General features: G+C 58.9%; 14 protein-coding genes. 3 read left to right on the plus strand and 11 right to left on the minus strand.

Annotation, left to right across the window (positions count from 1 at the left end; all coding sequences use genetic code 11):
• Nucleotides 1-34 precede the first annotated feature (34 nt).
• Both uraD and puuE read right to left on the minus strand, forming a co-directional pair.
• Nucleotides 35-550, minus strand: coding sequence for a 2-oxo-4-hydroxy-4-carboxy-5-ureidoimidazoline decarboxylase (uraD, locus tag NTD87_RS02925; RefSeq protein ID WP_262111750.1), 516 nt, complete (start codon nucleotides 548-550; stop codon nucleotides 35-37).
• A complete protein-coding gene (gene puuE / locus NTD87_RS02930; protein WP_262111751.1) occupies nucleotides 547-1,473 on the minus strand; it encodes an allantoinase PuuE in 927 nt (308 codons plus the stop codon). The genes uraD and puuE overlap by 4 nt, the downstream gene beginning before the upstream one ends.
• Before the next feature lie 435 nt (nucleotides 1,474-1,908).
• Here puuE and uraH point away from each other — a divergent pair, with 435 nt between their 5' ends.
• Complete coding sequence (gene uraH / locus NTD87_RS02935; protein ID WP_262111755.1) at nucleotides 1,909-2,262, plus strand: hydroxyisourate hydrolase; 354 nt, start codon at nucleotides 1,909-1,911, stop codon at nucleotides 2,260-2,262.
• 205 nt (nucleotides 2,263-2,467) lie between these two features.
• Here the strand turns inward: uraH and NTD87_RS02940 are convergent, their stop codons facing one another.
• The 7 genes from NTD87_RS02940 to NTD87_RS02970 all read right to left on the minus strand — a co-directional run bounded on the left by NTD87_RS02940 (nucleotide 2,468) and on the right by NTD87_RS02970 (nucleotide 7,783).
• Nucleotides 2,468-3,094, minus strand: a complete 627-nt coding sequence (locus NTD87_RS02940) for a LysE family translocator (protein ID WP_262111757.1) — start codon at nucleotides 3,092-3,094, stop codon at nucleotides 2,468-2,470.
• Between the two features lie 64 nt (nucleotides 3,095-3,158).
• Nucleotides 3,159-4,508 (minus strand): NCS2 family permease, encoded by a 1,350-nt coding sequence (locus NTD87_RS02945; protein WP_410017451.1) that lies wholly within the window; start codon nucleotides 4,506-4,508, stop codon nucleotides 3,159-3,161.
• A gap of 487 nt (nucleotides 4,509-4,995) precedes the next feature.
• Nucleotides 4,996-5,382, minus strand: coding sequence for a glutathione S-transferase N-terminal domain-containing protein (locus NTD87_RS02950; RefSeq protein ID WP_262111758.1), 387 nt, complete (start codon nucleotides 5,380-5,382; stop codon nucleotides 4,996-4,998).
• A gap of 100 nt (nucleotides 5,383-5,482) precedes the next feature.
• Nucleotides 5,483-6,028, minus strand: a complete 546-nt coding sequence (folE, locus tag NTD87_RS02955; protein WP_019693029.1) for a GTP cyclohydrolase I FolE — start codon at nucleotides 6,026-6,028, stop codon at nucleotides 5,483-5,485.
• A 77-nt stretch (nucleotides 6,029-6,105) separates the two neighbouring features.
• Nucleotides 6,106-6,663 carry a Smr/MutS family protein gene (locus tag NTD87_RS02960; RefSeq protein ID WP_095059191.1) on the minus strand — a complete coding sequence of 186 codons (558 nt, stop codon included), beginning with the start codon at nucleotides 6,661-6,663 and terminating at the stop codon, nucleotides 6,106-6,108.
• 75 nt (nucleotides 6,664-6,738) lie between these two features.
• Complete coding sequence (locus NTD87_RS02965; RefSeq protein ID WP_262111762.1) at nucleotides 6,739-7,059, minus strand: hypothetical protein; 321 nt, start codon at nucleotides 7,057-7,059, stop codon at nucleotides 6,739-6,741.
• Nucleotides 7,060-7,192: 133 nt separating this feature from the next.
• Nucleotides 7,193-7,783, minus strand: coding sequence for a cysteine hydrolase family protein (locus tag NTD87_RS02970; RefSeq protein ID WP_262111763.1), 591 nt, complete (start codon nucleotides 7,781-7,783; stop codon nucleotides 7,193-7,195).
• Nucleotides 7,784-8,021: 238 nt separating this feature from the next.
• Between NTD87_RS02970 and prmB the strand changes: the two genes are divergently transcribed.
• Nucleotides 8,022-8,930 carry a 50S ribosomal protein L3 N(5)-glutamine methyltransferase gene (gene prmB / locus NTD87_RS02975; RefSeq protein WP_262111764.1) on the plus strand — a complete coding sequence of 303 codons (909 nt, stop codon included), beginning with the start codon at nucleotides 8,022-8,024 and terminating at the stop codon, nucleotides 8,928-8,930.
• A 151-nt stretch (nucleotides 8,931-9,081) separates the two neighbouring features.
• On the opposite strand, the gene NTD87_RS02980 is transcribed toward prmB, so the two are convergent.
• Together NTD87_RS02980 and NTD87_RS02985 are read right to left on the minus strand one after the other, a co-directional pair.
• Nucleotides 9,082-9,873, minus strand: a complete 792-nt coding sequence (locus NTD87_RS02980) for a hypothetical protein (RefSeq protein ID WP_262111765.1) — start codon at nucleotides 9,871-9,873, stop codon at nucleotides 9,082-9,084.
• 99 nt (nucleotides 9,874-9,972) lie between these two features.
• Nucleotides 9,973-10,983: an alpha/beta hydrolase gene (locus NTD87_RS02985; protein WP_262111880.1), complete on the minus strand. Its 1,011-nt coding sequence runs from the start codon at nucleotides 10,981-10,983 to the stop codon at nucleotides 9,973-9,975.
• Between the two features lie 238 nt (nucleotides 10,984-11,221).
• On the opposite strand from NTD87_RS02985, the gene aroC reads away from it, so the two are divergent.
• The gene (gene aroC, locus NTD87_RS02990) at nucleotides 11,222-12,313 is read left to right on the plus strand and encodes a chorismate synthase (protein ID WP_262111767.1); all 1,092 of its coding nucleotides are present in this window, start codon (nucleotides 11,222-11,224) and stop codon (nucleotides 12,311-12,313) included.
• Nucleotides 12,314-12,344 lie beyond the last annotated feature (31 nt).

The following is a 12,344-nucleotide window of genomic DNA, read 5'->3' on the forward strand; positions in this document are numbered from 1 at the left end:
GCAAGCGTTCATGAGGTTTCTCGGGCCAGGATTGCTAAAGAGTCAGTAATCGAAACAACGCAATCTTGTTGATCTCTGCCAGCGCGCATTTGAATTCGGTGTCGACCGAATGGTGAATGCGCGTTTCGAACGCTGCGAGGATCTGATGCCGGTTGCTGCCTTTTACCGCCATGATGAAGGGAAACTGGAACTTGGCTTTGTAGGCGTCGTTCAGCTCGGTGAAGCGCTGGAACTCCTCGCTCGAGCATTGGTGAATACCGGCGCCAGCTTGCTCGTTGGTGCTGGCTTCGGTCAGTTGGCCCTGGACGGCGGCTTTGCCGGCCAGGTCCGGGTGAGCGTTGATCAGGGCCAGCTGGCTTTCGTGATCGGCACTCAACAGGATGTCGCTCATGCGCTGGTGCAGGTTTTCGATCTCGTTGATCGCCGCGTCCTGGCCCAGGTCGAACGCCTTTTCGGCGACCCATGGCGAATGTTCGTAGATGTCGGCAAAGGCAGCGACGAAAGCGTCACGGCTCAGGGTCGATGGCTTCAAGGTTTGGAAAGTACTCATTTCGAAGCACCTTGGTACGGGTGGGTTTCGTGCCAGTGGCGGGCGATATCAACCCGGCGGCTGAACCAGACTTGATCAAAGCTTTTCGCGTATTCGATAAAACGCTTCAATGCGGCCAGGCGGGCAGGACGGCCAATCAGGCGGCAGTGCAAACCGATGGAAAGCATTTTTGGCGATTCGGCACCTTCGGCGTAGAGCACGTCGAACGCGTCCTTGAGGTACTGGTAGAAATCGTCGCCCTTGTTGAACCCCTGAACCTGGGTGAAGCGCATGTCGTTGGTGTCCAGCGTGTACGGGATCACCAGGTGCGGTTTGCCGGTCGGGTTGTTCGGTTCCCAGTACGGCAGGTCGTCGTCGTAGGTATCGCAGTCGTACAGGAAACCGCCTTCTTCCATCACCAGTCGACGGGTGTTCGGCCCGGTACGGCCGGTGTACCAGCCCAGAGGGCGCTCACCGCTGATTTCGGTGAGGATGCGGATGGCTTCGAGCATGTGCTCGCGCTCTTGCGCTTCGTCCATGTGCTGGTAGTCGATCCAGCGATAACCGTGGCTGCAAATCTCGTGGCCGGCTTGAACCATGGCGCGGATCACGTCCGGATGGCGCTGGGCAGCCATGGCCACGGCGAAGATGGTCAGCGGGATGTCGAATTCCTTGAACAGCTTGAGGATCCGCCAGACGCCGGCACGACTGCCATACTCGTACAGCGATTCCATGCTCATGTTGCGCTCGCCTTGCAGCGGCTGCGCCGAGACCATTTCCGAGAGGAAGGCTTCCGACTCTTTATCACCGTGCAGGATGTTGCGCTCGCCGCCTTCTTCGTAATTGAGCACGAAGGACAAGGCGATGCGGGCATTGCCCGGCCAGTGTGGGTGGGGAGGGTTACTGCCGTAACCGATCAGGTCGCGTGGGTAGTCAGCGCTCACTGCAGTCTTCCTTCTTATTCGGGGTTGCTTATTCGCGATAAGGGTGGTGTGGCGGCCTGATGGTGAGGTAACAGGCTGGCATCACAGCGATGGGCTGATTGTATACAACTTTATATCCACTTTGTAAGCCTGATTTTTTGCATTTTTCATCAAGTGTCATCTTTCGCTGGTACAGCAAGAAATCTGCCTGAGTGGTCAGCTAATAGATGGCAGGTCGTTACCACACTTGGTTTGACCGACAATTGGCGTGACAACCCGGTTTATCGGGATGCGCGGAAAAATGTCATTTTTATTGTGTACAATTTTTTTGAAAAGTGTCTTAATCAGTCGCTCGCCGCCGCTTTTCGTGCTCCGAAAAGGTGCGGTCTCCTTTTTAACTGACTCCGGGAGGCGCGAGGTCTGACTGCTGCAAACGCAGGCAGGCGCGCAGAATCAATGGGACGTTTGACTACACACGTTTTGGACGCAGCACACGGTTGCCCGGGCAGCTCGATCAAGGTCGAGTTGTACCGCGTTGAAGGTTCGCAGCTGGAATTGGTCTCCAGCGCACAGACCAACAGCGACGGCCGTTGCGACGCACCTTTGTTGCAAGGCGATGACTACCGTTCCGGGGTTTATCAGCTGCAGTTTCATGCCGGTGATTACTACCGTGCACGCGGTGTACAACTGCCGGAACCTGCATTTCTGGATGTGGTGGTGCTGCGGTTTGGTATCTCGGCAGAGCAGGATCACTACCATGTGCCGTTGTTGATTTCGCCCTATAGCTATTCGACCTACAGAGGAAGCTAGGACTTTCCCCCCAGAATCCTGCGCATAAGCTTCTTTGGTCTTTCGCCCGCTCACACTGCGGGCTTTTTTTCGTCTTGAGAAATGTGGTGTCTGGAAAGGCCCCATCGCGAGCAGGCTCGCTCCCACATTTGATCTCGGCGAACGCAAAATGTGTGTTCGACAACAATCCCTTGTGGGAGCGAGCCTGCTCGCGATGCTTTTAGCTTCAGCGGCTCAACAACGATGCCGCACCCGCCCCCCCGAACAACCCGGCGCTGATCCGGTTGAACCAGCTCTGGCCCTTGCCGCTGCGCAGGTAGCGCGCTGCGCCATGTGCGCCGAGGCCATAGGCCACCTTGCAGCAGAGGTCGAGCAGGGTCCAGGTGGCGATCATGATCAGCAACTGCGGCAGAAATGGCTGCTGTGCGCTTAAAAACTGCGGCAGGAAGGCGGCGAAGAACAGAATGTCTTTCGGGTTGCTCGCGCCCAATACAAACGCGCGCCCGAACAGGGCACGAAAGCGCGGAGCCGGTGCGGCCTGCGGTACTTCAGTGGCATGGGCCGGTTGTCGCGATTGCTGCCAGCTCTGCCAGGCGAGGTAGAACAGGTACAGCGCGCCGACGATTTTCAGCGCGCTGAAGAGTTGCTCCGAAGCCAACAGCAGGGCGCCCAGCCCCAATGCCGAAGCACTCAACAAGCAGATCGAGGCAAACACCCCGCCGAGAAACGCCGGGTACGAACGGCGCAAACCGTAGTTCAGGCTGTTACTGATCATCAACAACGACAGGGGGCCCGGGATCAGGATCACCACCAGGGCAGCGCCGCTGAACAGCAGCCAGGTTTCCAGACTCATCACTTTCCTCCAAATGCGCAAAAGCCCCACCCGACGGGGTGAGGCTGGGTGACGCTTGAATCGCTTACAAGAAAATGAACTTGGCGATAAAGATCGCGCACAGCACCCAAAGACTGATGGAAATTTCCTTGTACTTACCGGTACCGGCCTTGAGCACCACGTAGGTGATAAAGCCCAGCGCGATGCCGTCGGCAACCGAGAAGGTCAGCGGCATCATGATGGCCGTGACGATCGCCGGAATACTGTCGGTTGCTTCACTCCACTTGATGTGCTCCATGCCGCTCATCATCAGCATGGCCACGTAAATCAGCGCACCAGCAGTGGCGTAAGCGGGGATCATGCCGGCCAGCGGGGCGAAGAACATTGCGGCAATAAATAGCACACCTACGGTGACTGCGGTAAGACCGGTCCGGCCACCAGCGGCCACACCGGCAGCACTTTCCACGTAGCTGGTGACGGGCGGTACACCGACCATCGCACCGAACACGCTCGAAGCACTGTCAGCTTTCAGCGCGCGGGAGAGGTTTTCGATCTTCCCGTCTGCGCCTACCAAACCCGCCCGTTGTGCCACGCCCATCAGGGTGCCGGCGGTGTCGAACATGTGCACGAAGAGGAACGCCAGCACCACGCTGATCATGCTGACGTTGAACACGCCGGCGATGTCCATGGCCATCCAGGTCGGTGCCAGGCTTGGCGGCGTCGACAGAATACCGTCGTAGTGCACCAGGCCCAGACCCCAACCGGCCAGGGTCACGGTGATGATGCTGATCAGAATCGCGCCGAACACGCGGTGGTAACTCAGCACCGCAATCATCAGGAAGCAAACGGCTGCCAGCAGGGGGGCGGGATCACGTAGATTGCCCAGTTTGATCAGCGTGGCCGGGCTGGCGACAATGATTCCAGCGGTTTTAAGGCCGATGATCCCCAGGAACAAGCCAACACCCGCGCCCATGGCGTGGCGCAAGCTCACTGGAATGCTGTTGAGCAGCCATTCCCGAACGCGTGACAGGGTCAGGAACATGAACAACACACCGGAAATGAACACCGCACCCAGCGCAGCCTCCCAGTGGTAGCCCATGGTGCCGACCACGGTGTAAGTAAAGAAGGCGTTCAAGCCCATGCCTGGAGCAAGGCCGACCGGCCAGTTGGCGTACAGGCCCATCAACAGGCAACCGAGAGCTGCGGCGATACAGGTCGCGACGAAGGCTGCGCCGTGATCGATCCCGGCGTCTGCCATGATGTTGGGGTTGACGAAGATGATGTAGGCCATGGTGATGAAGGTTGTAAGACCTGCGATCAGCTCGGTTTTCACCGTGGTGCCATGCAAGCTGAGTTTAAAGATGCGCTCCAGCCAGCCATTGCGTAACGGCGGCGAGAGTTCCAGCGTCGATGCTTCGGATTTGCGGCTTTCCACAGCGAGTACTCCTCAAGAGTTTTATTGTTATTTCCAGAGCCGGACACATGAGGTGGGCAGCGGCTCTTTGAGGTGCTTGCGAATTTCTTGACCGGTTGGTCAGGAACTCGCACGAAGCGAATTATGCTTTTGTATACAAATAAAGCAAATAATGTTTTTGATTTTGTAGACGAAAAGTCTGGAGGGAAAGCTATATGCAGGAGATAGGGCTGTTCCGTAGCGGCCTGACGAAGGGCTTAAGCGATTGGCCGGGGTGGTGCGTCAGGCACTGGCCGCCAAAGCGGCGTGAGGGAAGGGTAAATACAAATAAACCGGCGAATGGGCCGGTTTATTTTTGTCTGAAATCTGCGGTGTCTATGCGGGCCTCATCGCGAGCAGGCTCGCTCCCACGTTGGTTCTGTGTTGTGGATAAGATTTGTATTCAAAACAAATCCCATGTGGGAGCGAGCCTGCTCGCGATGGCGTCAGTCAGAACACCACAAAACCATCAAGCCGCCGCAAATCGCTTGTCCAGATAATCGATGATCACCTTGGATTCATACATCCAGGTGGTCTGGCCGTTTTCTTCGATGCGCAGGCACGGCACTTTGATCTTGCCGCCTTGCTCCAGCAGGGTCTGGCGATCCTGTTCGCTGTTCTTCGCGTCACGCAGAGCCACTGGCACGTTCAGGCGGCGCAGGGTGCGGCGGGTTTTTACACAAAACGGGCAGGCGTGGAACTGATACAGCGTCAGGCCTTTCGCGGCGTTTTCGACCTGGGCCTGAGCGGCAGCGGGGCGCTTCTTTTTGCTCGGGCGGGTGAGGAAGTCGATGAAGATGATCAGCTGGCCGAGGCCGACACGTAGCCCTTTGATAAGTTGTGCTTTTACTGACACGGTAGCCTCACAGGGCGAAGAAGAAAGGCGCGCAGCTTACCTGATTTTTCACAGACGAAAAAAAACCGGCGATGAATGCCGGTTTTCTTCGTGCTGCGGATTACTTGATCAAGCTGAGAAACTCGCTGCGGGTCGCCGCGTTTTCGCGGAACTCACCGAGCATCACCGAAGTGATCATCGACGAATTCTGTTTCTCCACACCGCGCATCATCATGCACATGTGCTGGGCTTCGATCACCACGGCCACGCCCAGGGCGCCAGTCACTTGCTGGACCGCTTCGGCGATCTGCCGGCTGAGGTTTTCCTGGATCTGCAGGCGGCGGGCGTACATATCGACGATCCGCGCGACTTTCGACAGGCCCAGCACCTTGCCACTCGGGATATAGGCAACGTGTGCCTTGCCGATGAACGGCAGCAAGTGGTGTTCGCACAACGAGTAGAGCTCGATGTTCTTGACCAGCACCATTTCACTGTTGTCGGAGCTGAACAAGGCACCGTTGGTGACTTCTTCGAGCGTCTGTTCATAACCGCGGCAAAGGTACTGCATGGCTTTGGCGGCACGCTTTGGCGTGTCGAGCAGACCTTCGCGGGTGGCGTCTTCGCCAAGCTGGCCGAGGATCGCCGTGTAATTCTGTTCCAGGGACATGAAACTACCTGTGGGATTTTACGCAAAGGACAAGGGTACGGTGGCGGGCACGGCGCTGCAAGCGTAGAGCAACAGCTTTACTCGTCTCGACCTTCCATCATGGTCCGTTTGAGCATCACATAAACCGCTCCGGCACCGCCGTGTTTCGCCTGGCACGAAGTGAAGCCAAGCACCTGTGGATGCTGACGCAGCCACGTGTTGACGTGGCTTTTGATCATCGGCCGCTTGCCGTCCAGGCGCACCGCTTTGCCGTGGGTCACGCGTACACAGCGGATTTCGAATTTTGTGGCTTCGGCGAGAAAGGCCCACAACGTCTCGCGGGCTTTTTCGACGTTCATGCCGTGCAGGTCGAGGCTGCCTTCGAACGGGATCTGCCCGATCTTCAGCTTGCGCATCTGGCTTTCCTGCACACCGTCACGCGCCCACATCAACTCGTCTTCCGGACCGACATCGATCACGAACTGGTCGGACAGACCGTCAACGGTGGTGGCATCGGTGCGCACCGTGGCGGCCTGACGCAGCTTGGCGATTTGCGCGCGGTCAGCTTTGGGTTTGCCGGTTTCAGCGCGATCGTGCTTGATCGGCTTGACGCCTTGGATCGCGCTTTTGAACAGGGAAAAATCGTCGTCTTGCATGTCAGCCTCCGCGAAGGGCGGCCAGTTTACCCAAGTCGAGGTGAATCGGGCGCGTCAAAACGCAACGCGCGCCACTCAGTCATGTTTTTTCATCAAATGCGGCGCCAGATTCAGCTCACGGGGTTGGCGCATCCGGCGGCGGCAGCGACGCCACAGTGAAACACCGACATACAGCAGCAACAGGCCAATCGCCAGGACGACCGCCGCGCCAGCCGGGCTGGCATTCAGTTCGCCCAGGGCCGGCGGGTGACCCAACAGGCTGGCGGCACCGGCCATCGCGAGCAACACGCCGAGGGTCGCCAGCAGCGCGGAAAATGCCGCGCCAAAGCGATAACGCCAGTTGCGTGGGCCTTTGGGCCGCAAGCGGCGAGCGTCAAAACCATCGGATATCTTCATTCCGACCTTCCTCAATGGGTATCGGCCCTTCGACCGGGAGTTGACCGGGTGGTTCCTGAGGCTAAGGCAATTGCAGGGGGATGAGAGGCTTTTGCGGATGAGCGGCTGCGCTGGCCGCTCATCAAGCGCTCGATCAGATCAGGTCTTGGGTCTGGGCGAGGGTGGCGAAGTTGTCGGCCATGATCGCCATTTCAGTCTGTTGGACATGGTCGGCGCTGAGGATTCCACCTTTGTAAGGCAGGTCCCGCGTAGCACAGGCGTCTTCGACCAGGGTGCAACGAAAGCCCAGGTTCTTGGCTGCGCGCACGGTGGTGCTGACGCTGGAGTGACTCATGAAACCGCAGACGATCAGGTCCAGCGAGCCGAGGTCTTGCAGGCGTTTTTCCAGCGGGGTGCCGTGGAAAGCGCTGGGCAGCAATTTGCCAATGATGGTTTCGTCAGCCAGAGGCTCAAGGCCCGGGATGAATTCACCGCGTTCGCCTTGTGGGTCGAACAGGCCACCGACGGTGCCGAGGTGGCGTACATGAACGATCGGCCGACCCGCCTTGCGGGCAGCCGCGAGCAATTGCTTGATGTTGTCGACAGCGGCGTCCATGCCGGAAAGGGCCAACGGGCCGCTTAAATATTCTTTCTGGGCATCGATGATCACCAGCGTCGCGTGGGCCATATTGGCCGGCGCGTAACCACGACCGCTGAGTTGAAACATCGTTTTTGGAACGGGCATTCTGGGGCTCCTTCGAGTGGGGCTTTTGCGACATTGTCCTCTGGCTGAGCGCTTCTGTGAATCGCTACCATCGTAGGCACCGTCGTTGCTGGCCTGCAGCCTGTCAAGAGCTGACCGGATGTTCAACCAAAAGCTGAAAATCAGGATAATTCCTACGTTCGTCTCGTGATCTTTCTTGCGTCGTCGGGGCGGGTTTAGGCTGTTAGAATCGCCAGTCGTTTTTTCAGGAGTTTGCCCCGTGATCACTTCCCGCCTGCGCACCTTGCGCGACCACATTCGTTGGGCTGTCAGCCGTTTTCATGGGGAGGATCTGTTTTTCGGCCATGGGACCGACAACGCCTGGGACGAAGCCCGTCAACTGGTGTTGGGTGCCTTGCACCTGCCGTGGGAAATCGCCGACAGTTACCTGGACTGCCGTCTGGAAGACGACGAACTGGTGAACCTGCAGCGTTTGCTCAAGCGTCGGATCGAAGAGCGCATCCCGACGGCTTACCTGTTGGGCGAGGCCTGGTTTTGTGGCCTGTCGTTCATCGTTGACGAGCGTGTCTTGATCCCGCGTTCACCGATTGGCGAACTGATCGAAAAACGTTTCGAGCCATGGCTGGGCGCCGAGCCTGCACGAATTCTCGACCTGTGCACCGGTTCCGGTTGCATCGGCATTGCCTGCGCCTACGAGTTCAAGAACGCTGAGGTGGTGTTGGCGGACCTGTCCTTCGAAGCGCTGGAAGTGGCCAATCAGAACATCGAGCGCCATGGTGTCGATGAGCGGGTGTTCACCGTTCAGGGCGATGGTTTCGACGGTTTGCCGGGGCAGCGTTTCGACTTGATCGTGTCCAACCCGCCTTACGTGGACGCCGAAGATTTTGCCGACATGCCGGACGAGTACCAGCATGAACCGGAACTGGGTCTGGCCTGTGGTGACGACGGTTTGAATCTGGTGCGGCGCATGCTCGCCGAAGCGGCGGATCACCTGACCGAGAAGGGTTTGCTGATCGTTGAGGTCGGCAACAGTCAGGTGCACGTCGAGGCGTTATACCCGGAAGTCGATTTCGCCTGGCTGGAGTTCGAACGCGGCGGGCATGGCGTGTTCATGCTCAGCGCCGAGCAATGCCGCCAGCATCAGGCGTTGTTTGCTGCCAGGACTTAATGCGGTCAACGTGGCGAGGGAGCTTGCTCCCGCTCGACCGGGCTGGCGTTCCAGCGCGAAGCGGTCGCAATCCTGTTACCTCATTGTTGAGATAAAAGGTCGGGGGCTGCTGTGCAGCCCAGCGGGAGCAAGCTCCCTCGCCACAAGAGCTTCAGCGGTGCGTAGCGATCCAGATCAGCAACCCCGCCTGGAACACGGCAAACGCCACCAGACAGCTGATAGTGAAGCGCAGTCCGGTATCCTCACGTTTGTATTTGCTGACTTTCTCTTCCTGCTTTTGCAGTTTGACTTCCTGCTCCGCCAGGTTCTGCTCGGCTTGTTGCAGCATCTGCGCGGCTTCGAGGATTTCCACGAACTGCAGCTTTTCGGCGTTCCAGTCCCCCAGCAGATCGCCGACCTTTACCTCTTTGACGCTGCCCTTCAAATGCTGGGCGTCGGCGTAGACCACGTCAAAACCGTGCGCCCGCAGGAAGTGGTCGCGGCGCAGGCGGGTATCTTCGTTCAAGGCGTCCTTGTTGTTCAGGTCCGCACCGTCGACGGTGTAGCTCGACCACTTTTTCTTCGCCCACGTAATGCCTTGAGCGGCCAGAAAACGTCCAATGCCACGGTTCATCGGTTCAATCTGCAGACCGCTGTCAGGCCCGAAGTGCACGCGGCGGGTCTCATGGTCGACCCAGACATCCAGGTGGTTCTGTTCTTTACGCACCCGCTGGCCGGGCAACGAAATGCTCATGCGCAGCAGGCTGCGTTCTTTGTTGTTGCGCTCGGCATAGCCGTATTCAACAAAGCGCAGTGGCCGCCCACCGGTCGCTCGGTCGGTCTTCAGCGGCGCCAGGCGAAGCATCTTGTGGTGCTCGGCAGTGACGTCCGACCACGGCAGGTCGACCGCTTCTGCGGCGGTGGTTTCTGGCGCGGTGTCGGGTGAATTCTGGGTATCAGTCATAACGGCGAGATCCTGTCCAAGCCCTGCTTGGCGGCAGCCAATGGGCTGCCGACACAGGCTTATCGGCCGTTTTTTCCAGGACTGGAGGGTAAAACCGGCTTAACTGGCGCCAAGTCCGTCAATAAAGCTCAAGATCTGTGTCCCGAGTTCCGCGGCGAGGGGCAGTTGCGGGTCTTTGTAGGAGGCCAATTGGCGCTTGATATCGTTGGGCACGATGCGCATCACGTGGTTCATGCCTTCGATCAGTGCCAGCCGGGCATCCGGTTTTGCAGCTTTGAGCATCTGTGCATCGCCGACGCCGACCTGGATGTCATTGCTGCCCTGGATAATCAGCGCCGGCATTTTCAGCCTCGCGAAAGCCGCTGCCGGGTCCTGGCGAAACAGGGTAATCAGGTACGGCTGCACGCTGGGGCGAAAGAGCACTTGCAGCGCCGGCGGTACGTTCTCATCGACATGCCCGGCCTTGAGACTGTCCAGAATCTCATTGCTGCGCAGCATCAGCGGGGGTGGCAAGCGATAGCTCAGCTGCTGGCGCAGGACCTGATCCACCGGTCGAGCGCTACCCGATAAGGAAATCACCGCGGCAGCGTCGACCTCAGGGGCGGCAAGTGTGGCCACCAGCGCACCTTCGCTGTGCCCAAGCAGGATCAACGGCCCCAGACGCGAGTCGGACTTGAGCTTCTGGCCCCAGGCCACCGCGTCGGCAACATAGGCCTCAAGGGTCAGATTGCGTTCATCCGGGGTCGCCGCGAGGCTGGCCGCCACGCCGCGTTTGTCGTAACGCACACTGGCAATGTTGTGTTTGGCCAGTACCCAGGCCAGGCGCTTGAGGCTGTCGTTGTTGCCGCCGTCCGGGTTATTGCCGTTGCGATCCGTAGGGCCCGAACCAGAAATGATCAACACAACCGGCACCGGGTTGTCGGACTTTGGCAGCAACATCGAGCCGAAAAGTTCGCCGCTGCCGGTATCCAGACTGATAGGCCGTTGCAGGACAGAGGCCTGGGCCATATTGGCAAGCAGGCCGGTAAACAGGGTAAGGCTCAAGGCAATAACTCGCAGCATCATCACGCCATCATTCACAAGGTGTCGGTTGGACTCGCAGGCACCGATAAGGTTCGAGGATGAACTAGTTGGGTAGCCTGCGTATACTTGCGCGCATTACGGCTTTGAACGAAAAGTGCCTGCGCTCGGTGATGCTGCGTTAAAAACAAGCTCGGAATGCTCATTTACAACCCGTAAACTCCGCTTCCTCGCTTGTTTTTGCCTTGCCTGACCTTCGCTCGGCGACTTTTCGTTCAAACCCTAGAATTCAGGTTGAGTTACTCAGCGATTTCACGGAGCGCCCTGCATGTCCGGCAATACCTACGGCAAGCTGTTCACTGTCACCACCGCGGGCGAAAGCCATGGTCCGGCGTTGGTCGCCATTGTCGACGGCTGCCCGCCGGGCCTTGAGCTGTCTCTGGAAGACTTGCAGCGCGATCTGGACCGCCGCAAGCCCGGCACCAGCCGCCACACCACCCAGCGCCAGGAAGCCGACGAAGTCGAAATCCTGTCTGGCGTGTTCGAAGGCCGCACCACCGGCTGCCCCATTGGTCTGCTGATCCGCAATACCGACCAGAAGTCCAAGGACTACTCGGCGATCAAGGACCTGTTCCGCCCGGCTCACGCTGACTACACCTATCACCACAAATACGGTGAGCGCGATTACCGCGGCGGCGGTCGCAGTTCGGCGCGGGAAACTGCCATGCGGGTGGCGGCCGGGGCGATTGCGAAAAAATACCTGGCCACCCAGGGCATTGTCATTCGCGGTTACATGAGCCAGCTCGGGCCTATCGAAATCCCGTTCAAGACCTGGGACTCGGTAGAGCAGAACGCCTTCTTCAGCCCGGATCCGGACAAAGTGCCAGAACTTGAGGCCTACATGGATCAGCTGCGCCGCGACCAGGATTCGGTCGGCGCGAAGATCACCGTGGTCGCCGAAGGGGTGAAGCCGGGTCTGGGCGAGCCGATCTTCGACCGCCTCGACGCCGAGCTGGCCCATGCGCTGATGAGCATCAACGCGGTGAAAGGCGTAGAGATCGGCGCCGGTTTCGCCAGTGTCGCCCAGCGCGGTACCGAGCACCGTGACGAAATGACCCCGGAAGGTTTCCTCAGCAACAATGCTGGCGGCATTCTCGGCGGCATTTCTTCGGGTCAACCGATCATTGCGCACCTGGCACTCAAGCCGACGTCGAGCATTACCACGCCGGGCCGTTCGATCGACATTCATGGCAACCCGGTGGACGTCATCACCAAGGGCCGTCATGACCCTTGCGTCGGCATCCGCGCCACGCCGATTGCCGAAGCGATGATGGCCATCGTGTTGATGGACCACCTGCTGCGCAATCGCGGGCAGAACGCCGATGTGCGCGTCAGCACCCCGGTGCTGGGCCAGCTGTGAAGCCATGCCCTGAAGTCGCCGCGGTCTGACG

It is taken from the genome of Pseudomonas sp. 6D_7.1_Bac1 (assembly GCF_025465945.1).
GTDB lineage: Bacteria > Pseudomonadota > Gammaproteobacteria > Pseudomonadales > Pseudomonadaceae > Aquipseudomonas.

Coding starts and splice junctions, on each gene's coding strand:
- uraH (WP_262111755.1), top strand. CDS start 1,909: ATGGGACGTTTGACTACACACGTTTTGGACGCAGCACACGGTTGCCCG.
- NTD87_RS02960 (WP_095059191.1), bottom strand. CDS start 6,663: ATGCAAGACGACGATTTTTCCCTGTTCAAAAGCGCGATCCAAGGCGTC.
- NTD87_RS02970 (WP_262111763.1), bottom strand. CDS start 7,783: ATGCCCGTTCCAAAAACGATGTTTCAACTCAGCGGTCGTGGTTACGCG.
- NTD87_RS02965 (WP_262111762.1), bottom strand. CDS start 7,059: ATGAAGATATCCGATGGTTTTGACGCTCGCCGCTTGCGGCCCAAAGGC.
- aroC (WP_262111767.1), top strand. CDS start 11,222: ATGTCCGGCAATACCTACGGCAAGCTGTTCACTGTCACCACCGCGGGC.
- NTD87_RS02940 (WP_262111757.1), bottom strand. CDS start 3,094: ATGAGTCTGGAAACCTGGCTGCTGTTCAGCGGCGCTGCCCTGGTGGTG.
- NTD87_RS02980 (WP_262111765.1), bottom strand. CDS start 9,873: ATGACTGATACCCAGAATTCACCCGACACCGCGCCAGAAACCACCGCC.
- folE (WP_019693029.1), bottom strand. CDS start 6,028: ATGTCCCTGGAACAGAATTACACGGCGATCCTCGGCCAGCTTGGCGAA.
- uraD (WP_262111750.1), bottom strand. CDS start 550: ATGAGTACTTTCCAAACCTTGAAGCCATCGACCCTGAGCCGTGACGCT.